Annotated in this window: 15 protein-coding genes and 2 pseudogenes; 6 read left to right on the top strand and 11 right to left on the bottom strand. The window is 38.1% G+C overall.

Annotated elements, in window-relative coordinates; translation table 11 throughout:
* The first annotated feature begins 90 nt into the window (after positions 1-90).
* Entirely contained in the window at positions 91-309 is a 219-nt protein-coding gene (locus tag C228_RS0108370) for a hypothetical protein (protein ID WP_018652184.1), read from the top strand.
* Positions 310-428: 119 nt separating this feature from the next.
* Complete coding sequence (locus C228_RS13505; protein ID WP_018652183.1) at positions 429-671, top strand: hypothetical protein; 243 nt, start codon at positions 429-431, stop codon at positions 669-671.
* Positions 672-797: 126 nt separating this feature from the next.
* Here the strand turns inward: C228_RS13505 and C228_RS0108360 are convergent, their stop codons facing one another.
* From C228_RS0108360 to C228_RS0108340, 5 genes and pseudogenes are all read right to left on the bottom strand, one after another.
* Positions 798-1,970, bottom strand: coding sequence for a reverse transcriptase family protein (locus tag C228_RS0108360; protein WP_018652182.1), 1,173 nt, complete (start codon positions 1,968-1,970; stop codon positions 798-800).
* A gap of 424 nt (positions 1,971-2,394) precedes the next feature.
* Positions 2,395-5,262: a UvrD-helicase domain-containing protein gene (locus C228_RS0108355; RefSeq protein ID WP_018652181.1), complete on the bottom strand. Its 2,868-nt coding sequence runs from the start codon at positions 5,260-5,262 to the stop codon at positions 2,395-2,397.
* Positions 5,263-5,277: 15 nt separating this feature from the next.
* The gene (locus C228_RS0108350) at positions 5,278-5,640 is read right to left on the bottom strand and encodes a hypothetical protein (protein WP_018652180.1); all 363 of its coding nucleotides are present in this window, start codon (positions 5,638-5,640) and stop codon (positions 5,278-5,280) included.
* A gap of 34 nt (positions 5,641-5,674) precedes the next feature.
* A complete protein-coding gene (locus C228_RS0108345; RefSeq protein ID WP_018652179.1) occupies positions 5,675-7,498 on the bottom strand; it encodes a hypothetical protein in 1,824 nt (607 codons plus the stop codon).
* Between the two features lie 108 nt (positions 7,499-7,606).
* Positions 7,607-8,464: pseudogene (locus C228_RS0108340) on the bottom strand (YifB family Mg chelatase-like AAA ATPase); the annotation flags it as partial.
* Positions 8,465-8,669: 205 nt separating this feature from the next.
* On the opposite strand from C228_RS0108340, the gene C228_RS0108335 reads away from it, so the two are divergent.
* The 4 genes and pseudogenes from C228_RS0108335 (at position 8,670) to C228_RS0108325 (ending at position 12,657) form a co-directional block, all read left to right on the top strand.
* Positions 8,670-9,836: an FAD-dependent oxidoreductase gene (locus tag C228_RS0108335; protein WP_018652177.1), complete on the top strand. Its 1,167-nt coding sequence runs from the start codon at positions 8,670-8,672 to the stop codon at positions 9,834-9,836.
* A gap of 197 nt (positions 9,837-10,033) precedes the next feature.
* Entirely contained in the window at positions 10,034-11,698 is a 1,665-nt protein-coding gene (locus C228_RS0108330; protein ID WP_018652176.1) for a bifunctional metallophosphatase/5'-nucleotidase, read from the top strand.
* 375 nt (positions 11,699-12,073) lie between these two features.
* Positions 12,074-12,352, top strand: a pseudogene (locus tag C228_RS14155) (type II toxin-antitoxin system RelE/ParE family toxin).
* 8 nt (positions 12,353-12,360) lie between these two features.
* Complete coding sequence (locus tag C228_RS0108325; RefSeq protein WP_018652175.1) at positions 12,361-12,657, top strand: HigA family addiction module antitoxin; 297 nt, start codon at positions 12,361-12,363, stop codon at positions 12,655-12,657.
* A gap of 142 nt (positions 12,658-12,799) precedes the next feature.
* On the opposite strand, the gene vapC is transcribed toward C228_RS0108325, so the two are convergent.
* From vapC to rpoB, 6 genes are all read right to left on the bottom strand, one after another.
* Positions 12,800-13,198 (bottom strand): type II toxin-antitoxin system tRNA(fMet)-specific endonuclease VapC, encoded by a 399-nt coding sequence (vapC, locus tag C228_RS0108320; protein ID WP_018652174.1) that lies wholly within the window; start codon positions 13,196-13,198, stop codon positions 12,800-12,802.
* Positions 13,198-13,428: a type II toxin-antitoxin system VapB family antitoxin gene (vapB, locus tag C228_RS0108315; RefSeq protein WP_018652173.1), complete on the bottom strand. Its 231-nt coding sequence runs from the start codon at positions 13,426-13,428 to the stop codon at positions 13,198-13,200. The genes vapC and vapB overlap by 1 nt, the downstream gene beginning before the upstream one ends.
* 429 nt (positions 13,429-13,857) lie before the next feature.
* Positions 13,858-14,577 (bottom strand): PP2C family protein-serine/threonine phosphatase, encoded by a 720-nt coding sequence (locus tag C228_RS0108310; RefSeq protein WP_018652172.1) that lies wholly within the window; start codon positions 14,575-14,577, stop codon positions 13,858-13,860.
* Between the two features lies 1 nt (position 14,578).
* Positions 14,579-15,346, bottom strand: coding sequence for a protein kinase family protein (locus tag C228_RS0108305; protein ID WP_018652171.1), 768 nt, complete (start codon positions 15,344-15,346; stop codon positions 14,579-14,581).
* A gap of 117 nt (positions 15,347-15,463) precedes the next feature.
* Positions 15,464-19,735 carry a DNA-directed RNA polymerase subunit beta' gene (gene rpoC / locus C228_RS0108300; RefSeq protein ID WP_018652170.1) on the bottom strand — a complete coding sequence of 1,424 codons (4,272 nt, stop codon included), beginning with the start codon at positions 19,733-19,735 and terminating at the stop codon, positions 15,464-15,466.
* 126 nt (positions 19,736-19,861) lie between these two features.
* Positions 19,862-23,890 carry a DNA-directed RNA polymerase subunit beta gene (rpoB, locus tag C228_RS0108295; RefSeq protein WP_018652169.1) on the bottom strand — a complete coding sequence of 1,343 codons (4,029 nt, stop codon included), beginning with the start codon at positions 23,888-23,890 and terminating at the stop codon, positions 19,862-19,864.
* Between the last annotated feature and the right edge of the window lie 387 nt (positions 23,891-24,277).

The following is a 24,277-nucleotide window of genomic DNA, read 5'->3' as shown; positions in this document are numbered from 1 at the left end:
CTCGAAAAATTGAAACTCATTTCTCGACAGAAATCGCTTAATTGTTAAAGTGCTGTCCAGTTATTAACAATCAAACTAATTGGATCTTATATGAATAATACAAACAATGAATCAGCTTTATCACTCAAACAACAATTTAAGCTATGGCTTGAACAACAGCAAAAAGATGATGAAATGATTGTCTTTGCAACGATCCCTCATATTTTAAGACGGTTTGATCGCCGACTTGCAATCATCAAAGGTAATCAATTTGAGAAATGTTATCTGCGTGAGTGGCGAAAACTATTTCGTCAAGATAGACTAACATAACATTAAATTTGCTCTAATATAACTTGATATTTATCTATTAACCCCAATATATGCGTCAGTTAGCTTTAATGAAACTAAAACATTTTTTTAGGTGCTAGTTTTGATGGGATAACATAATTATGAGTAAGCCAATAGGAAAATACATAAGCAAGTCTGAAGACTGGGAATTAAATCATTTTTTAAGTAAGCATGGGTATCGAGAAACAGAAGATAACCGAACACAATTGATATCAATCATTGATAAGGTTAAAGGTGAATTGGGTTTAAAAAGCTCAGAAAATCTTTCTCATGATCAAATTGATGAATATCATGAACAATCCCCAAATACCTTTTCTAAATTAGAAGAAAATAGCTCTAAGTAGGCGGACAACGTAGTTGTAATAGTCCGATACTTGGTTCAGCATCCAATTTAAGCAATGCCTTCTGAAAGCCTAAAATTTTTCAGACGGCATTTTTTTATTATGTAGCAATTGTATCAATATATTTCATTAAGCTAAGTATTTACTAAAAGCACTAAAAAATCTTCCGATAGATGATCTTTTATGCTTTTTAAATTTTTCATGCTCGTATTTTATCTGTTTATATAGTATTAGATGTTTTTTATTCAGTTTAGATAGATTTTTTATCAACTCATTGAGTTCAGCATGCTTTTCATTAAGAGCATGGAAGGATGTTTCATGATTTGAAAGCAACGTATTCCATTCAGTAATTCTATCTTGATATATTGCAAGTAAATCTCCCTCTTTTTTGTTGTTATATTCCTTTATAACCTTATATTTCAATTGCATATATTTAGTATCTATTTGACAAAGATAACTAATAAAACTAATTAACCTAATAAAGTGATTCTTGGTTTCTAAAGGTTTGTCTAAGCGGAGTAATGCATCCCATTCACTTAACATTTTATGTAATTTATCTAGCTTTTCTTTATTTGGTAAAAGCTTCCCCTTATAAATAAGGAGACCTGATGTTTCTCTATAAGTTTTCTTACTTTTGTAGAATCTTAATTTATCTTCATTGATAGAATAACCATGTTTATTAATTACACCAATAATGTCGTATTTAACTTTAGATGTAATGACTCTTCCTGAAAATGCTATATCATCCACATAGACAGTCATTGATAGATTATTTTTAACAGCAATTTCATTTAAGCAATAGAACATTGGCTCATTAATAAAATAAGCTAGATTCATACTCATTGGACTACCTAGAGGTAATTGGTCTTTATAGGTACAAAAATAAGCTAGATAATTAGCAATTTTATGAGAGCAACCTAAATTATTTCTAAAAAATTTAAAGACATCAAGCCTATTAATATTTGAATAATATGAACGTATATCTAGTGAGAAATATTGATTTTTATTAATGTGAGATGACACATGGGTTAAATAGCTTTCACCTTTTTTACCAGATTTAATAAATTCAGGCTTTTCTATTTTAGATAAAAATTTGTTCAGTTCAGAATGAAAATTATATAGTGTATCATCTGGATAGAACACCTCTCTGTGAGCTGTTTCACTTAATTTATATTGCTTATCCAGATCGATATTGGTATTCCGAAAATATCTTGAATGATATAAAAGGTGTTGAAGTTGATGAAGGTGTTTTAAACCATATAGAGGACTAGTCTGTAGAGTATGTCGTTTATGAATTGCCATAATAATCTATATTTGTTTTTATTCAGAGGGGATTTACCATATAAGTATATTGTGAATTACTGTTACTATGTTCAGCTTAAAGCCCTATCGCAAATAATAACATTGCTTACTTATGCCCCTCTGCATAAAAATGTGTGTAACTAAACCACACAAATGGGAGAGAAAATAAATCTTCATTTTACTCTCGAATATTCAGATATTTACAGGCATTTCTTTACTAAGCTCTAGTCAATAAATTAACATATCACACTGTAAACAATGCAATCACTGATACTCCGTACGCTAGTTCAGTTTTGCTGATAAACGAATATTCCTAATAATAGCGAAAATCTATTTCACAACATGTATATCATATACAAAACTAGTATGTTTTACAATACAATATAGAAGAAGGTTGTTTAAGCTCCCTTCTTTTCATGCTATTTTACATAAAATATTTTCGGGTGTTTGAACATGGATCATCTTTAATGCCATATCCAGAACAACCCCAGAATTTACCAAATTTACCCTCTCTTAATCGCATAGGGCGACCACATTTATCGCAAATCGGGAACGAGTTTTGACAATTTGGATTTTGGCAAATGCTCATGTTTGCCGTATCAACTGAAGGTGAACCACATTTTTCACAAATTCTAGGTGATGAACGGCAAACAGATCCTGATGTACAAGAATAAAAGTTACCGAATTTTCCTACTTTTAACACAAAGTACCCTGTGCTACATATAGGACACTTAAAGATTTTTCTATATTTACTTTTGAAACCATCAGAAACTATATCAAGTTTATATTGTGGTGATAATAATTCGTTAATAAATTCCGATGGGGCATTCACATCTGCAATTAAGTAACTTTCTTTTTTAGCTCGTGTTAAAGCTACATAAAAGAGACGGCGCTCTTCTGAATGGGGGTAATCATCAAGCGTTGGTAATAACGCTTCGATAACAGCTTCTTCTTTATTTTCATTCGGAAAACCTGTTTTACCTTGAAAGAATCCTAGTAAGATACAATAATCAGCTTCCAACCCTTTAGAACCATGAAAAGTCCAAAACTTCACACTTTGATCTTTAATGACATCTTTAGCTTCTTTGATTAGGTATCTGTATCTTGCAAGGACTGCAATCGATGCCTCTGGATGCTGCTCACGGATTTTTTTGTAAATCTCGAATGCTTTTAAACTGATATTGCTTTGTTTCTCCCCATTTTTCACAATGTAAGAGTCATGTAAATGAACACAGGATTCACTTACTTGAGTATGAGTTACAACATTCTTTTTGTATTGTTCAGGATTTTGCATAATAAAATGCCCTGCGGTATCAGCAATACTATTATTGTAACGATAAGTTTTCTCTAATTTACTCAGTGTATGAGAGCCAATTATCTTATTGAATTGAGTAGTTACTTCTAATTTACCACCAGAAAAACGATAAATAGACTGCCAGTCATCGCCAACAACAGTCCAGATTGGTCTAGGCCCTTTTTGGTAAATTTCTTTTAATAACTCTAAACGAGCCATTGAAATATCTTGAAATTCATCTACTAAAATATGTTTCCATTTAGGTTTAAAACTACCGTCTTTAATTAGGGATGTTGCCTGTAAAATCATATCGTCAAAATCAATTTCTTGAGCATCACTTAATTGTTTTACATAAGCATCGTGAATACGCATCAAAAATGTAGCGTATTCTTTAGCATACACAATCTTGGCGTCCGTCAGACGTTTTAAAACTTGTGCATAATTTAATCTTTCTGTACGAATAGCCTGCAAGCATTTTAAATATCTATTTTTTCCTTCTTGAAAGATACCTGATTCTTCTAACGCATCTCTTAATTCTTTATCTGTTCTAGGACGGATAGCGATGAATTGTTGTTGCATTAACTGTTCTAAACGTTTGTAGAGATTATTCTCAGTCCAATTGTAATGGTATGTTTCAAGTAAAATTGTATTATGCTCTTCATGTAGTAAACGTTTTTTCTCAATATCAGCATTGTATTTTACAGAATCAATATCAGGGCGAGTTCTACCTTCTCGATCAATACCAAAATGCTCCAAGTAAACACCATCCCCTAACCCAAAATCAGGTTTATAATCGAATCCAACCTCAATACGTCTTTTTGATACATATCTAGGTTCGTATTCATACTTAATACCATTCATAAATAGCCAGTTCGCAATAAGTAATTCTTGATAACCCCTCACGCGTTCACCTTGCAAAGTTCTATATTCATTATCTCGAATGTATCTATCGTATTCCCCTTTAGTTTTAAATTGGAATGGATCGACTGGCTGATAAGATAGTAATAGGAATAATGGCAAATTATCAGGATCTTCCTTAATGTAATTTTCTAGCCATTTAGTAAACCACAAATCTAATTTGGCTGTATCTTCTACAAATTTAGATAGGCGAACTGATTTTCCGCAACTTTTTATAATATTACGCCCTAGAGCATGAAAAGTTGATATACTTGGAGGTACAGCTAACTCTAAGTTAGCTTGTTTTGCTCGTTCTTCTAATCGTTCTGTTAATTCTGTCGCAGCATCTTTATTGTAAGCAAGGATAAGTATTTCATCACTTGTAGCTTTTCCTGAATCAATTAAATCAAGTGCTTTAGCAACCATCACTGATGTTTTTCCCGTTCCTGCGGCAGCTAAAACCATATTAATATCATTATTTCGAATAACAGAAAGTCTTTGCTGTTGTGTTAATGGGTTTGATTCAACTACATCAAAAAAATTCTTTCGAGATTTTAAAGTATTGTCTTCATAATCTCTTCTGATTTGCTCTTTATTTAGTTCATTAGATTCAAAAATAGAACAAATATAATCTAATTTCTTAAGCAAATTACTACTGAAGTGTTTATTAAAAATCTCTTTATCCTTGGAGTATCTTGCAATAATAGGTTTTAACTTATCATTTAATTGCGGTATATCAGAGTCTCTAAGAAACTGTTTTTGAGTAAGATCATCGAAATTATCAGTAATAAGCTTGAATTTATTTTCAAGATTATTGGCAATAAGACCTTCTAATTTTTCATGAAAAAGCTCAATGTTATTTTTTGACAAGAGATTAAATGAAATAGCTGTTTCATTTAATTTAAAGCTAATCACATTCCCTAGTAGGCTCTTACTAAGAGTAGGAAAATACTTTATATCTTTGATTGGATATTGATTTACATCTCCATTTTTAGATGTATATAAAATCCCATCACGCTTTAGCTCTACTTGTTTTAATTTTCCAAAAAGTTTCCCTATAAAATTAGGGGATATAATTAAATTATTCTGTTTGTTATTCATAATAGTTGTATTATTTTATTGAGCTTCCATTTCATACTCATTGCCATATTCATCAATGACAATCATCACACCATAATCGATCCATTCAGCTTCAGCCTGAACCACGTCGCCATATTCATTCACAATAATGCAATAACCATATTTCCCAGTCATATCGCAATCACCATAAGCACCTGAACCGTCTATATCCTCTACATCGTAGTTATATGTATAATTGCCAGCTATACCAGTACGATAGTTATACATATAGTGCGGGTCGTAATGTTTTTCTATATTTCCATATTGATTATTAAAGTATGGATTATTGTTATATTGGTAGCTATTAGCATAGCTAAAGCCTGATATAGCCGATAGAAGCAGGGAAATTGTTTTATTCATTATGATTCCTTTAAAACGGGCATTTACATAGTTTCTATTTTAATAATACTCGTGTAGTCAATTTGTTTATTGCGTTATACACCCAGTTACTACTTTGGGCAGTAGGGTGTCTAAACGTTGATATTTTGGTTTGATATTGATTTTGTTCTAAAATGTATTCTGTTGGTAACTGTTCTTTAAGAATAACTTCACTTAGTATTTCCGCTAATTTACTGCTTTGAATATCATTAAGACTGATGAAATCTTCGTTACTGCTTTCTTTGTAGGCGATGCCACTCATTGAAATATCGTGTGATTTTTGAGAAAAATCTATGATAAAAAATGTTTCGTTACCAAGCACCATACGAATCACAAGTGCAATTTCAGGATAAGCAAAAGCAGTATCATTTTCTAACGATAAAAATACCAAATCATCATTGTCACAAAATCCTTTATTTGGTGTAAACCAATGTACTGTTCCACGATTTAACAAAGCGAAGTCTTTTGCCATATCCCAGAGGCGATATAATTTTATATCTTTACTTTCTGCCGAATCATCTAAATAGCAAGCCGCTAATCCAACATTCCCCTCTGCACCATATCGGTCACCAAAGCCTAATTCATTAGCTTCTTTAGGTTGTATTCCTTTCGTTTGATATGGATTGTTGTTTTGATGTTGAACATCAACAGTATTGATAATTCTTTTTCGTCCTAGTTCTTCAAATCTCTTTCTGATACTTTGTGATGTTCTGTTATCAGGTTCACCATCTGTAATCTTAGTGCCGAGATATTCGGTATTAACTTCTCGTTTATATATTTTGGTAATTGGTTTTTTATTTCCATTTGAGGAAATGTTCTTTTCATTCTCTTTTTTATTGCGATATAGCACAAGTGAAATATCATCACCTTCAGGCTGGTTTATACCAATAACTTCCGCACACAATACAGCGTCACCCAATTCAATCCCACGAATTTTAAGTTGTACGGGTTGAGTGTGCCAAAACGGAATGTTGATAGAACTATGAGTTTGATGTGAGAGAAGTATCTCCTGACTAAGTTTCTTTACTTTATATGATGTGGTTGGGTCATATTTTAAGTGGTATAGAAAGATAGAATCTTTTTTTACGAAATGTTTTGGTAAAAGAACGTGTTTTTGAGAATGTAAGGACGCTTCGTTTTCGTCTAAATAAAAACGCTCTCTAACTTTATCCCAGTTGTATGTGGCTAAGATTCTCTTTATATCTGCCGACATTCCATAATGACTACAAAAAAGCTGTAATGGATGAATAATAAAATTCGTGCCTTCTTGCTGAATTTTGATTAGCTGATTTTGGTCATGTCTGTAATTATTGCAATCTGAATCGATGGTGTATAAGTTGGGTTCAAATGGGGTGTTATATCTTTGATGTTTTGTGTCATTAAAAGAGCAATAGCTGACGTTATCTCTTTCTTCGCTAATTTCTTGATTCGCTGTAATGAGATATTCGTTTAATTGTACTTGTTCTATCGCTTTGCCATTTTTCCAAACACTACCGATAGAGAAATAATGAAGAATATTGATAGGAACGATAATGTATAGCACGCTAAGTTTAGGAACATCTCCATAAGTAGGGTGAGTTAAATTTACCAGCTTAACCTTAACGTTTGCTTGAGTGTGTTTTCGATGAAAAATCAGCTTGTCATCATACCAAACAACAATATATTTATAAGAAGGAGAATACCAACTGCTACCTTGAATTGGTGGTGTAGGTCTTGGATTTAATTCTTTGTAGTTATCAGGATATTTGAGTTTGTCAAAATATTCTGAAAAATCAGGACAGAAACCGTCATAAGGTTCATCGGTGACTTCATTTTTGATAAGTTTATTTACGAATGACATAATCTATATTCTTTTCATACACTTAAAACGGATTCTTAGATTATAAATGATCTTATATATCAAGTGCCAATTATTTATATTGTTTGACTGGATTTTATATATTTAACAACCACCACCCACCAACGCTACCATAGATGCACTGTGATGTGGTGCTCGAAACGGGCGCTCTTTCCAGTTATGAAAATTCAATTCGTTTTGTACCAAACTAGTGACCGAAGCAGTTTCAATCGCTTCGTCATCACTCATTGCCGGTAATAAATCCGCCAAACGGCTGGCGAGCATCGTTTTGCCGGTACCGGGAGGCCCAAGGAAAAGTAAATTATGTTGTCCAGCAGCCGCAATCATTAGTGCTCGTTTAGCGTGCTGTTGCCCGATAATGTCGGTTAAATCACGTTTTACAAGCGGTTGAATTTCTTGCGTTTTTTGCAGAATCTGCTGAGCAATAGGTAGGCTATCTCGCTTATTCATAAAATTGACCACCTGCAATAAGGAACTGGCAAAATAGGTTTCGGCATTCGAAACTAACGAGGCTTCATTCACATTCGGGCGGGCGATAATCATCTGTCGTTTGGCTTTTTCGGCGGAAATTACTGCCGGAATCACACCGTGAACTCCTCGTAACGCACCGGTTAAAGCCAGTTCCCCCAAAAACTCAAACTGTTTTAAACGATCCGAATCCATCTGCCCAGAAGCAGCTAAGATCCCGATAGCAATCGGCAGATCAAAACGCCCACCCTCTTTAGGTAGATCCGCCGGTGCGAGGTTAATTGTGATCCGTTGCGGAGGGTACATAAAATTAGCATTCATTAACGCACTACGCACCCGATCACCCGCTTCTTTTACTGTAGTTTCCGGCAAGCCGACAATCGTTAGCCCCGGTTTTCCGTTACTCAAATGTACTTCAATCGTTACCAACGGTGCTTCCACACCAATTGATGCACGACTATAAACAATGGCTAAAGACATCTTCCCTCCTAAAAATTGTTAGGAGGGTAAAAGATAAATGTTCTACGTCACAGCAACAAAATCGCTTTTCTCGATCAGGATCGCAAAAATAAGTTTCCTCTCTATTAAATCCAAGCTAAAAATCCTAAAAGCACTAAATATAGAGTTAGTTCCGGTGATTAAAACGTTATAATATGGCATCAATATTCAGCAAATGAGGGGCAAAATGAAAACACAGGATATTATCATTATCGGTGGCGGTATGGTCGGGGCAGCGGCGGCGCTCGGCTTGGCGAAGCAAGGGTTAAATATCGCGTTAATCGAAAAAAATCCGCTTCCCTCATTTGATGCGAATGCCGCTTATGATTTACGCATTTCCGCTATCAGTATTACCTCGGTCAAACTGCTTAAAGAACTGGGCGCTTGGCAGGCGATCAGCCAAATGCGAGTTTGCCCGTATGACGGTTTGGAAACTTGGGAAATCGAAGGGTTTAATACCGCTTTTCATGCAATGGAAATCGGCTTGGATAAGCTCGGCTTTATGGTGGAAAATAATGCGATTCAGCTCGGTTTATGGCAAGCCTTAAACCAGTATCCAAACTGCCAACAAGCGGTCGGATTTTCGCAAATTTCTGCAAATTATCACGAACAATTATGGACGGTAACCGTTGATGAGCAAACATTTACCGCCCCATTGCTGATTGCTGCGGACGGCGCAAACTCACAAGTGCGTAACTGGGCGGGTATTGGGCTAACCAGCTGGCAATATCGCCAACATTGTTTGCTTGCCACAGTGAAAACCGAATTACCACAACAATCGGTTACCTGGCAACAATTCTTCCCGAGCGGCCCTCGTGCATTTTTACCTCTATCAGATCACAACGGTTGTGTCGTATGGTATGACGCACCGCAACGCATTACTCAGCTAAAACAATTGTCTTCAGAAAAACTCACCGCTGAAATTCAGCAGCATTTCCCTGCCCGTTTAGGCAAAGTGGAAGTAGTAAATGCCGCTAGTTTTCCGCTCACTCGCCAACATGCCCAACATTACGTCAAGAACGGTGTGGTGCTAATTGGCGATGCGGCGCACACGATCAATCCGCTTGCTGGGCAAGGTGTCAATCTCGGTTTTAAAGATGTGCAAGTGTTATTGGAAGTGATTGAACAAGCGGTCAAAAAAGGCGAAAACTTTGCAAATGAAGCAGTGCTTAAACGTTATGAACATAAACGTAAACCCGACAATTTATTGATGCAAACCGGTATGGATGTTTTTTATAAGGCATTCAAAACCGAGTTATTACCGGTAAAAGTTGCCCGAAATTTAGGCTTGGTACTGGCGGAAAAAATCACACCTCTCAAGAAAAAAGCGTTGCGCTATGCAATAGGTTTATAGCTTTTCATTACAAGCGGTCAAATTTTGCAAATTTTTTGCGAAATTCGACCGCTTGCTTGTTTCGTAAACACTCCAATTTATGTCGATAAGGTCACATTTTCCAGAAAAACTCGTTCAATTGATTACAAATTGTAATCGGCCTAAGCTAAAATAGCTTGGAATCTATCTATCCCTACTTATCTCTCAAGGAGAGCATCATGAAAAAAGTACTCAGTACTTTATTTGTATTGTCTGCGGCGAGCGTTGCAGTCGCTAAAGAAGTGAATATTAAATTTTTAGGCACATCGGATGTTCACGGGCGTATCGTACCTTGGAACTATGGCGCGGATATTGAGGACAAATCCGGTTCTTACGCGCAAATTTCCACCTATGTAAAAGAGGTACGCCAAAATAATAAAAATGTAGTGTTAGTCGATATCGGTGATGCGATTCAAGACAACCAAGTAGAAGTTTTTGCTAAAACGAAAAAATACTACAAAGACAACCCGGTTCCTAAAGTATTAAACGAAATGAAATACGACTATTTTATTTTAGGTAACCACGAATTTAACTTCGGTATGACCGCTTTAAATGAAATCATTAAAGACATTAATGCCAAAATATTAACTGCCAACTTCTACTACAAAAAAGACGGTAAACGTTATGTAACCGCAACCGATATTATTGAAAAAGACGGTGTAAAACTCGGTTTAATCGGTTTAACCACACCAATGTCGGCAACCTTCGAAAAAGATACCCATCACCTTGATGAGATGAAATTCAGCTCGCCAAGCGAAGAAGCGAAGACACAAATTGCCGAGTTAAAAGCGAAAGGGGTTGATGCGATTATCGTGTTAGCGCATATGGGGATTGAAAACGAAAATAATATCCCTGATACAGGCGTAGCGGATTTAGTCAATAATGTGGAAGGCATTGATGTGATTATCGCCGGTCATATGCACAAAAACGTCTCGGCGGAAACCATCAAAAATACACTGATTACCGAACCGCACCGCTACGGTACCGTAGTTTCAGAAGTGGATTTAGCCTTTGATGTCGCAGATGACGGCAAAGTGAAATTACTTTCAAAAAATGCAAAAACCGTACCGGTTAAAGCATTGGCTTCAGATCCGGCAATCGAAAAAATTTACCAACCGTATCATGACGAATTACGCCGTTTGAACAATGTGAAAATTGGCGAAACAGCACAAACTATGATTCCGCAAGGTAAAAATCACGGCGTAGCGATTGCCTTCACGCAAGATACCGGTTTATCTTCATTGATTAATGACGTGCAACAACATTACAGTAAAGCGGACGTCGTGTCTTTTGCCTTCGACCACCAAACCGTACGTTTAGACAAAGGCGATATTAAGAAAAAAGATATTATCTATAACTATCGCTATGCGGGCGGTGATGTGAGCGTTTATGAAGTAACCGGCAAACAGCTCAAGGCATATATGAACTGGTCGGCAGATTACTTCGATACAATTCAGCCGCAAGATAAAGACTACCGTATCAATGAAAAACGTGGCAAATCGAAATACGTCACGTTTGATATTTTCGGCGGCGTAAAATTCAACATTGATTTACGCAAACCAAGCGGCGAGAAAATTGTTGATCTTAGCCTTGCCAACGGCACCGCAATCACTGATGACAGCAAAATCAAACTCGGTATGAACTCATATCGCTATGAACAGCTCATCAAAAAAGGCGGCGTATGGGAAGGACAACAAATCCCGGTATTATGGGAATCTAAAGTCGCAATGGGCAGCGAAGCCGGCACCATTCAAAATATGATGATCGATTACATCTCTAACGTGAAAAAAGGCAAAGTGGAAGGCGTGTCTCACAACCGCTGGAAAATTGTCGGTTTAGAGTAATCGATACAATACAAGCGGTTAAATTCCTCAAGATTTTTGCAAAAAGTCGGAGGGATTTGACCGCTTGTTTTTTTATGCTCTACCCTCTATTCGTTCGTTTCTGGCAACGGATGTTTTAAACATCATAACTTACTAATATTTAAAGAATGATATTCCCCTCTTTAGCAAAGAGGGGCTAGGGGAGATTTGTTCTTTCATTATGATTAAGACACAACCTCCCGCCAGAAGACTGGCGCTAGCGGATATCCTAGAATTTTTGCGATCCATATCGATAAAACAAAAATAATCTCTTGAATAATCCCTCAACCTGAATAATAAACAATCATTATTAAACTTGAGAGATGTAGTGCCTAACACTACAATAAGAGACGTATAATGATTCTATCATTTAAGCATAAAGGATTATAACTCTTCTATCTTACTGGAAATACCGCTGGGATTATCGTGGCACACTAAGCAAAATTAAAAAGAATTTTAGCAAGATTAGATAGTGCCAAAACCGTGCAGGATATGAATATCCTAGGTTGGAACTTACATCCGCTGTCAGGTTCATTGAAAAATCATTAGTCGGTAAAAGTAAATGCAAATTGGCGAATTACTTTTAAATTAGAAAATGGGCATGCGGAAATCGTTGACTATCAAGATTATCACTAGGAGAACTTATGCGAATGCACGCCCCACCACACCCAGCCGAAATTTTACGTGAAGATATTTTACCTTCACTTGGATTAAGCGTAACGGAAGCCGCTAAACAACTTGGTGTAAACCGAGTAACTCTCTCACGTTTACTTCATGAAAAGTCAGGAATCAGCGCAGAAATGGCAATCCGTCTGCACGCTTGGTTAGGTGAAAATAGCCCAAGCCCGGAAAGTTGGCTCCATCAACAAGCCAATTACGATTTATGGCAAGCCCAACAAAAACCCATGCCCTTTATTCAGCAAGTATCTGTAAGTTTATAAAACATAAGCGGTTAAATTTCCCGAATTTTTTGCAAAATTATAGGAGAATTTAACCGCTTGGTTTTTTCACTTAGATTAGAAATATTTGTTAGGATATAAAAAACGTCCCTTGAGAAACTGGCATTATCGAACGCAACAAAAGCTATACCCAATTAGCTAATCGTAATCCTTCCACACGTTCAAATTCACGCAAGTTATTGGTTACTAATACGAGTCCTTCACTTCTTGCATGTGCGGCAATATGAATATCGTTCTCGCCGATGATCTTACCTTGCTTAGATAAATGTGCTTTGATATTACCAAAGTGAGTAGCCGCCTTATGCGTATAATCAAGAATCGTTAAACGAGAAAGAAAATCCTCAATTGCTGCCATATTTCGTTCCGGAAACTGGCTTTTCTCTGCACCATAATATAACTCAGCCGCTGTAATACTACTCACGCAAAGACGAGTGGAATTTAAATTAAACTTATCCAGCACTTCAATAGGTCTGCGTTTAATCACATAAATCGCAATATTAGTATCAAGCATATAAGCCAGCATTACAGTTCCTCACGTTCTGCTTGAGTGCTGATTTCACGCTCTGTCATAAAATCATCGCTTACCATTGACGAACCCAGAAAGAAGCTATCCCAACTTTGGTTAATTGGAGCCAAAATACGTTCATTGCCTACCACTCTTACAGAAAGTTTTTTTACATCACTTGCAAAACGCACTTCTGCAGGCAATCGTACCGCCTGACTACGGTTTGTCATAAATACTGATGCTTCCATTTTGTTCTCCTTTAAAACTAATATTGGTATATACCAAAAGTATATACCATAAATAAAAGCAAAAGAAGTGTTGTTTACTTAATGAAAAGTCAGAAATCAGCACAGAAATGCCAATCAACTTGTACGCTTAGTTAGGCAAAAACAGCCGAAGTCCAGAAAGCTGGCTCCACCAACAAGCCAATTATGATTTATGGCAAGCCCAACAAAAACCCATGCCCTTTATTCAGCAAGTATCTGTAAATTTATAAAACATAAGCGGTTAAATTTCCCGAATTTTTTGCAAAATCATAGGGGAATTTAACCGCTTGGTTTTTATTTTCCGGTTACTCGACCTAAAAATGATAGCGCTAGTCTCTGACTAGTGCTTGTACAAACTTTCAGTAGGATTCAAACATGGCACCCGTCAGGGGATGGGTACTATCGGATAGTCTATTCGAGTTTAAATTGACAATAAATCAATGAATAATCATCCTTAGGATTTTTTTCAATTCTCTTCCGTAGTGCAGCTGCAAATCTAGACGTATTATTCATAGTGTTATCAGAAAACCTAGGTCTAATAGACCAATCATGATGCGAACCATCAGACATAATACAAATGAAAATTTCATTATTATGATCTTTTAGTTCATTTATTGGTATAAATATTTCATCATAATTCATATCTATCTGAGTTGATATTGCAGTCGTAATAACATTTTTACCATCCATACAAGCCAACTCTTTCTTAGTATAAATTTTCTCATCTAATAGTTTCTGATGAGATGTATGATCTTTAGTTTTCTGGCGTAATTTATTACCATCCTTGATATAAAGACGACAATCACCAATATGTCCTATTTGTAATCCCTTATCATCTAAATAGGCAAATGTTAATGTTGTCGAAGCCCTTTTATACTCCGAGTCTAACTTCGAAATTCTATTTAAACTTTCTTTAAACACATTAAAAAGAAATTTAGGATCCATTATTTCTCTTAAGTAAGATATAGCTATATTAGAAGCTAATTCACCACCTAAATATCCCCCTACGCCATCTGCAATAGCAAATAAATAACCATCTCCTACTTTTACAGGAGACAGAACAGCATCTTGATTTACTTTTTTAGAATTCCTTGGAAAAGAAAAAGTACTTGTAGATAACGGTATAATCATACTATTCGCTTTCTCCTATACTGTTCACATCATTAATAATTTCTTGAACTGATGCATATCGCTTGGTAGGTCTTCTATCAGTACATTTAGTTATTATATGTTCATATCTTTCACTTAGTGTTAATTCTTCAAGAATTACTCCTATAGCATAAATATCTGAAGAAATTGTATAATTGCCACCACTTTGTATCTCTGGTGCCATATATTTAGTTGTACCAATTTGTTGTCCAATTTGAGTAAGTGGTGTTGAATCGCTATTTAAATTTTTTACTAAACCAAAATCTGAAATTTTAAATATCCCATCAGCAAATTTTAGTATATTTAACGGTTTTAGATCTCTATGTAGTAATCCTTTATTGTGCATATAATTTACACCTGATAGTATCATTTTGAAAATATTAACTTTTTCTAACTCTGATAATTTCCTGCTACCTTCTACACAATCATCACTCTGAAGAACCTCTTCCAAACTAGATTCTGCTAACTCCATGATAAACCATGGTTTTTCTGCACTTAAATCATACATACATATATGAACTATATTCGGATGGAAACAACTTGCCTGAAACTTGACTTCTCTATTAAAACGCTCTCGTAACTCTAATAACTCTTCCTTCTCAGGATTATAGCTTGGAGAAAAACACTTTCTTGCAAAAGAAGTCATACAAGTTTTTGATTTATTATAAACTTTAACTTCATGTACAACTCCAAAGGTTCCTGAACCAATCATTTTACTAGATTCAATATTATAATTACCAAACTCTTCCATTATCTGCCTTAATTATAAAGTTATAAGTTAGATAATTATAATACTTTACTAAAACAACAAAAAGCCCCCAGGACTTTCGTTCTGGAGGCTTTACTTTTTTCTATCTATCGATACGAATTACTCTTCATCACCTGCGTTTAATAACGCTGCTAGGCTTTGAGTTGCATCGTCTGCAACGAATTCGAATTCGGCTTCGATATCAGTATCGGTTGCGAATACGTTAGCCGGTGCAACTGGTGCTTCGAAAGCGACCGCTTGTTCTTGTTGGCTACGTTTTTTCGCACGTGCTTGGTGGTATGCGAAACCTGTACCAGCTGGGATTAAACGACCTACGATTACGTTCTCTTTCAAGCCACGTAATTCGTCACGTTTACCTGCCACTGCTGCTTCAGTAAGAACACGTGTTGTTTCTTGGAACGACGCTGCTGAGATAAATGACTCAGTTGCAAGCGATGCTTTGGTAATACCAAGTAATTCACGTTCGAACTCAACAAGTGGTTTGCCTTCTTCTGCACGTTTACGGTTAGCAATTTTCACGCGAGCCACTTCAACTTGTTCCCCTTCGAGGAATTCGCTGTCGTATGCGTTGGTGATAACCGCTTTACGTAACATTTGGCGAACGATAACTTCGATGTGTTTATCGTTAATTTTTACCCCTTGTAAGCGGTAAACTTCTTGTACTTCGTTTACGATGTAATCTGTTACAGCGTGAACGCCACGTAAACGTAAGATGTCGTGCGGAGTTTCTGCACCATCAGAGATTACGTCACCACGTTGTACCATTTCGCCTTCGAATACGTTGAGCTGACGCCATTTTGGAATCATTTCTTCGAATGCTTCGCCTTCCGCCGGAGTGATCACTAAACGACGTTTACCTTTAGTTTCTTTACCGAATGACACGATACCTGAAATTTCAGCAAGGATTGCTGGCTCTTTCGGTTTACGTGCTTCGAATAAGTCTGCTACGCGTGGAAGACCACCGGTAATATCTTTCGTACCCACAGATTCTTGTGGAATACGTGCTAATGCTTCACCGACTTCGATTTCTGCACCGTCATCTAAGGTTACGATTGCTTTACCCGGTAAGAAGTATTGTGCTGCAACGTCTGTGCCTGGAATTAAGATATCGTTACCTTGTGCATCTACTAAACGTAATGCTGGACGTAAATCTTTACCTGCTGTTGCACGCTCACCCACATCTTGCACCACGATAGAGGATAAACCGGTTAATTCGTCGGTTTGACGAGTAACGGTTAAGCCATCTACGATGTCGCTGAATTGGATACGACCGCTTACCTCTGAGATTACCGGCATTGTATGCGGATCCCAGTTCGCAACTACTTCACCTACTGCAACTTCTGCACCGTCGTTTTTAGAAAGCACTGCACCGTAAGGTACTTTATAGTTTTCTTTGGTACGACCGAATGTGTCGATAACGGTTAATTCTGTGTTACGTGAAGTTAATACGATTTTGCCTTCTTTGTTAGTTACAAATTTAGCGTTAGTTAACTTAATCGTACCTGCGTTTTTCACTTGGATGCTAGATTCTTTTGCTGCCGCAGAAGCCGCACCACCGATGTGGAACGTACGCATGGTTAACTGTGTACCCGGTTCACCGATTGATTGCGCTGCGATAACACCCACTGCTTCACCTTGGTTGATAAGGTGACCACGAGCAAGGTCACGACCGTAACATTTCGCACACACACCGAAGTCTGTGTTACAAGTTACCACCGAACGTACTTTGATTACGTCTACAGATTCCGCATCAATCACATCACACCATTTCTCATCGATTAAGGTGTTACGTGGAATTAATACTTCTTCCGTACCCGGTTTTAATACGTCTTCTGCCACCACACGACCTAATACACGATCACGTAATGCTTCTTTAACGTCACCACCTTCGATTAACGGCGTCATCACGATACCTTCGTGTGTACCACAGTCATCTTCAGTGATTACTAAGTCTTGTGCTACGTCTACTAAACGACGTGTTAAGTAACCTGAGTTCGCTGTTTTTAATGCGGTATCCGCAAGACCTTTACGCGCACCGTGGGTTGAAATAAAGTACTGAAGAACGTTCAGACCTTCACGGAAGTTTGCGGTAATCGGTGTTTCGATAATCGAGCCGTCCGGACGAGCCATAAGACCACGCATACCCGCTAACTGACGAATCTGAGCTGCAGAACCACGTGCACCCGAGTCAGCCATCATAAAGATACTGTTGAATGACGCTTGTTTTTCCGGGTTACCTTCACGGTTGATGACTTCTTCCGTTGAAAGGTTTTCCATCATTGCTTTTGCAACACGTTCGTTTGCAGCCGCCCAAATATCGATTACTTTGTTATAACGTTCGCCTGCAGTTACAAGACCTGAGTTAAACTGTTCTTGAATCTCTGCAACTTCTGCTTCCGCCGCGCGGATAATTTCATTTTTCTGCGCTGGAATTACCATATCATCGATACCAACTGACGCACCTGAACGAGCAGCGTATGCGAAACCGGTATACATGATTTGGTCAGCAAGAATTACAGATTCTTTTAAACCTAAACGACGGTAGCTTTCATTGATTAATTTTGAAATCGCTTTTTTACCTAACGTTTGGTTGAATACTTTAAACGGCATACCTTTCGGTGCGATCATCCATAAGATTGCGCGACCGATAGTGGTATCCACTAAGTTAGTTTCCGCAACTAACTCACCCGCTTCGTTTTTCACGTGTTCGGTAATACGAACTTTTACACGAGCGTGTAATTCAGCTTGATCGGTACGGTATGCTTTTTCCGCTTCACGTGGGTCAAGGAAGTACATCCCTTCACCTTTCGCATTTACTTTCTCACGCGTCATGTAGTAAAGACCTAATACAACGTCCTGAGAAGGTACGATAATCGGGTCACCACTTGCTGGTGAAAGTACGTTGTTAGTTGACATCATTAACGCACGAGCTTCTAACTGAGCTTCAAGTGTTAATGGTACGTGTACCGCCATTTGGTCACCATCGAAGTCCGCGTTGAACGCCGCACAAACAAGTGGGTGTAACTGGATTGCTTTACCTTCAATTAATAACGGTTCAAACGCTTGGATACCCAAACGGTGAAGTGTTGGCGCACGGTTTAATAAAATTGGGTGTTCACGAATAACTTCCGCAAGGATATCCCATACGATCGGTTCTTCGCGCTCGACCATTTTCTTCGCAGCTTTGATTGTTGAAGCAATGCCACGAGATTCTAATTTAGAGTAAATAAACGGACGGAATAATTCCAATGCCATTTTTTTCGGTAAACCACATTGGTGTAGGTGTAAGTAAGGACCTACGGTGATTACCGAACGACCTGAATAATCTACACGTTTACCTAATAAGTTCTGACGGAAACGACCTTGTTTACCCTTGATCATATCTGCAAGAGATTTTAATGGACGTTTGTTAGAACCTGTAATCGCACGACCACGACGACCGTTATCTAATAACGCATCAACAGACTCTTGTAACATACGTTTTTCGTTACGTACGATAATGTCCGGCGCTACTAAGTCTAATAAGCGTTTTAAACGGTTGTTACGGTTGATCACACGACGATATAAATCGTTCAGATCTGAAGTCGCAAAACGACCACCATCAAGTGGTACTAATGGGCGAAGATCCGGTGGAAGCACTGGTAACACAGTCAGTACCATCCACTCCGGTTTGTTACCAGATTGTTGGAATGCTTCTAATAATTTTAAGCGTTTTGTGATTTTCTTACGTTTAGTTTCAGAGTTAGTTTCTTGTAACTCTTCACGCATCATTTCACATTGGTGCTCTAAGTCCATATCGCGTAAAAGTGCTTGAATACCTTCCGCACCCATTTTCGCTTCAAACTCGTCACCCCAACGCTCTTCCGCTTCCCAATATTGTTCTTCAGTTAATAACTGATTTTTTTCTAAATCAGTCATACCCGGTTCAGTAACCACATAAGATTCGAAATAAAGTACGCGTTCAATATCACGTAACGGCATATCTAAGATTAAACCGATACGGGACGGAAGTGATTTTAAGAACCAAATGTGCGCAACCGGACACGCAAGTTCGATATGCCCCATACGGTCACGACGTACTTTAGTTTGGGTTACTTCAACGCCACATTTTTCACAAATTACACCACGGTGTTTTAAGCGTTTGTATTTACCACAAAGACATTCGTAATCTTTTACCGGTCCGAAGATACGCGCACAGAAAAGACCATCACGCTCAGGTTTAAAGGTACGATAGTTAATTGTTTCCGGTTTTTTTACTTCACCAAAAGACCAAGAACGGATTTTATCCGGTGACGCTAAACCAATTTTAATTACATCAAAATCGTCATTCGATTTCGATTGTGCTTTTAAAAACTTTACTAAGTCTTTCACTTTTTGCCCCTAGTGAGGAATTAAAGTTTTGCTTAGAACGCAGGGCTCTAAACGAGGAAATCTGGTTTTACAAGCGGTCAAATTTTGCAAAATTTTTACCAAATTCGACCGCTTGACGGTTGACGACTAGTCTTCGTCTAACTCCATATCAATACCTAAGGCACGAATCTCTTTCAACAATACGTTGAATGATTCCGGCATCCCCGGTTCCATTTGGTGTGTGCCGTCTACGATGTTTTTATACATCTTCGTACGACCGTTCACGTCATCCGATTTAACCGTTAACATTTCTTGTAAGGTGTAAGCAGCACCGTATGCTTCTAATGCCCAAACCTCCATCTCACCGAAACGCTGACCACCGAACTGCGCTTTACCACCAAGTGGTTGCTGAGTAACAAGACTATAAGAACCTGTTGAACGAGCGTGCATTTTGTCGTCAACTAAGTGGTTCAATTTGAGCATATACATATAACCTACGGTTACAGGACGCTCGAATTTCTCACCGGTACGACCGTCAAATAATGTAATCTGACCTGAAGTCGGTAAGCCACCTAATTCTAATAAGCCTTTGATTTCAGCTTCGTGCGCACCATCAAATACTGGTGTTGCAAGCGGTAAACCTTTACGTAAGTTTTCTGCTAAACGCATTACTTCTTCATCAGTAAAGGTACTTAAATCAACAACTTGTGAACCGCGACCTAAATCGTACGCTTTTTGGATATATTCACGTAATTTAGCCACTTCTTGTTGCTGTTTGATCATCTTATTAATCTGATCACCGATACCTTTCGCCGCTAAACCTAAGTGTGTTTCTAAGATCTGACCGATGTTCATACGTGAAGGTACGCCCAGCGGGTTCAATACGATCTCAACCGGTTGGCCGTTTTCATCGTACGGCATATCTTCAACTGGGTTGATTTTCGAGATAACCCCTTTATTACCGTGACGACCCGCCATTTTATCACCTGGTTGGATTTGACGACGAACCGCTAAATAAACTTTAACGACTTTTAACACGCCCGGTGCTAAATCGTCACCCTGGATGATCTTGTTGCGTTTAATTTCAAGTTTACGTTCGAACTCTTTACGTAATTCTTCGTGTTGTTCCGCAAGCTGTTCTAATTGATTTTGTTTCGCTTCGTCATCTAAGGTTTGTTCTAACCATTTCTCACGAGAAACTTTATCTAATTCAGCTTCAGATACGCCACCTTCAACTAATAAATTGCGAACGCGTGTAAATAAGCCAGCTTCTAAAATTTCTAACTCTTCAGTTAAATCTTTCTTCGCTTCTTTAAGCTGCATTTCCTCGATTTCTAATGCACGTTTATCTTTTTCAACGCCATCACGAGTAAATACTTGAACATCAATAACTGTACCTGAAGTACCGTTTGGCACACGTAATGAAGAATCTTTAACGTCAGAAGCTTTCTCACCGAAGATTGCACGTAAAAGTTTTTCTTCCGGTGTTAATTGGGTTTCGCCTTTAGGCGTTACTTTACCTACTAAGATGTCGCCGCCTTTAACTTCCGCACCAACGTAAACGATACCTGATTCATCAAGTTTGCTTAATGCAGATTCACCTACGTTTGGAATATCCGCAGTGATTTCTTCCGCACCAAGTTTAGTATCACGCGCCACACAAGATAATTCTTGGATATGGATTGTTGTGAAACGGTCTTCTTGTACCACACGCTCAGAAACTAACATTGAGTCTTCGAAGTTATAACCATTCCATGGCATGAATGCCACACGGATATTTTGACCTAATGCTAATTCACCTAAGTCTGTTGAAGGACCATCTGCTAAGATCTCACCACGTGCTACTGGTTCGCCTAAATTCACACAAGGAATTTGGTTGATACAAGTATTTTGGTTTGAACGGGTGTATTTAATTAAGTTATAGATGTCGATACCTGCTTCGCCTGGAATCGTTTCATCTTCATTTACTTTAACTACGATACGAGATGCGTCCACATATTGAACTGTACCACCACGTTTCGCCACAATCGCAACACCTGAGTCAAGTGCGATTGGTTTTTCCATACCCGTACCAACAAGTGGTTTGTCCGCACGTAATGTTGGAACTGCCTGACGTTGCATGTTCGCCCCCATTAACGCACGGTTCGCATCGTCGTGCTCAAGGAATGGAATTAACGCTGCTGCCACAGAAACAACTTGTTGTGTTGAGATATCCATATAGTGGATATCTTCCGGTTTGTATAAACCTGACTCACCGTGTTCACCACGACAAGTTACGTATGTATCAGTGAAACGGAACTCTTCATCTAAGTTAGAGTTCGCCTGAGCGATAACGTAGTTACCTTCTTCGATTGCTGATAAATACTCGATATCTTCGGTTACTTGACCGTTTACCACTTTACGGAATGGTGTTTCCAAGAAACCGTAGTTATTGGTACGTGCATACACAGAAAGTGAGTTGATCAAACCGATGTTTGGACCCTCTGGGGTTTCGATTGGACATAAACGACCATAGTGAGTCGGATGTACGTCTCGAACCTCAAAGCCTGCACGTTCACGTGTTAAACCGCCCGGACCTAATGCCGAAATACGACGTTTGTGTGTCACCTCTGAAAGCGGGTTATTTTGGTCCATAAATTGCGAAAGTTGTGAAGAACCGAAGAATTCTTTCACTGCCGCAGAAATTGGTTTCGCATTGATTAAATCTTGTGGAGTAATACCGTCTAAATCACCTAACGATAAACGTTCACGCACTGCACGTTCCACACGCACTAAACCAATACGGAATTGGTTTTCTGCCATTTCACCTACAGAACGAATACGACGGTTACCTAAGTGGTCGATATCATCCACTTCACCACGACCGTTACGAATCTCAATTAATTTTTGCATTACGCCGATAATATCATCGTTACTTAAAATGCCTGAGCCTACGCCTTCAGCAAGGTTAAGTGAACGATTGAACTTCATACGACCTACCGCAGATAAGTCATAACGATCTGCAGAGAAGAACATATTATCAAATAACGCTTCCGCTGCTTCTTTTGTTGGTGGCTCGCCCGGGCGCATCATACGATAAATTTCCACTAATGCGCTTAAACGGTCATAAGTTGGGTCGACACGTAATGTCTCAGAAATATAAGGACCGTGATCTAAGTCGTTGGTAAATAACACATCGATCTCTTTGTAACCTGCCTGCGATAATTTCGCTAACATCTCCATTGAGATTTCCATATTTGCTGGACAAACTAATTCGCCAGTTGAAAGATCGATATAATCTTTCGCTGTCACTTTACCTACGATATACTCTACCGGCACTTCGATTTGAGTAATGCCGTCTTTTTCTAAAGTACGGATATGACGCGCAGTAATACGACGACCACGTTCTACATATACTGTACCGTCTGCTTCAATATCAAATGCAGCCGTTTCACCACGTAAACGCTCTGGCACCAATGCCATTAATAATTTGTTATCTTGGATTTCAAAGGTTACTTTTTCGAAGAAAATTGAAAGAATTTCTTCTGTGGTATAGCCTAAAGCACGCAGAATAATTGTTGCCGGTAATTTACGACGACGGTCAATACGCGCGTAAAGGTTGTCTTTCGGATCGAATTCAAAGTCTAACCAAGAACCACGGTAAGGAATAATACGTGCATTATAAAGCACCTTACCTGATGAGTGGGTTTTACCTTTGTCAGAATCGAAGAATACGCCCGGACTACGGTGTAACTGAGATACGATTACACGCTCAGTACCGTTGATAACAAAAGTACCGTTGTCGGTCATTAATGGGATTTCGCCCATATACACGTTTTGTTCTTTAATGTCTTTTACCGTGCCTGCTGCCGCTTCACGATCAAAAGTCACTAAACGTAATTTTACGCGTAATGGCGCTGCATAGGTTGTACCACGAATTTGACATTCACGAACGTCAAATACCGGCTCGCCTAATTCGTAAGAAACGTATTGTAATTCAGTTGCACCATTGTTGCTCACAATTGGGAATACTGAACGGAATGCCGCTTCTAAACCTTGTTGTCCATCTGGATCTCTTTCAATAAATTTTTCAAAAGAATCAAGCTGAATTGTTAATAGATAAGGTACGTTAAGAACCTGTGGACGCTTACCAAAGCTCTTACGAATACGCTTTTTCTCGGAATATGAGTATGCCATTGTTAGATAGCCTTCTGATTTTTTTGGTTAAGATTACACAATCCGACTGTCACAGGACGAGTTGGAAGTGGCATTAATTTACGAGGTGTCATTTTCCATTTGCCTAACTTACAGTCAAAAATCACTACTATAAGCGGTCAAAATGGGCAGGAAATTTGCAAAATTTGTTGATTAAAATGACAAAATCAGCAATTGCGTTCAAGCACAAAAGGCTGACGGAGTTATAGCCGTCAGCCGGAATGCAAAAATGGTTGGCAATTATAGCAGAAATTCGCAATTTTGGTCAATCCTGTTGCAAAAAATGGGAAAATTTTGACCGCTTGCAATGATAACGCCTAATAAAAATGAAAAAGCCAACGATTTCTCGTTGGCTTTTTCTGAACTTGA

It is taken from the genome of Actinobacillus capsulatus DSM 19761 (assembly GCF_000374285.1).
Classification (GTDB): Bacteria; Pseudomonadota; Gammaproteobacteria; order Enterobacterales; family Pasteurellaceae; genus Actinobacillus; species Actinobacillus capsulatus.
Note: the sequence above shows the minus strand (reverse complement) of the source record. Positions and strands in the feature narration are given on the sequence as shown.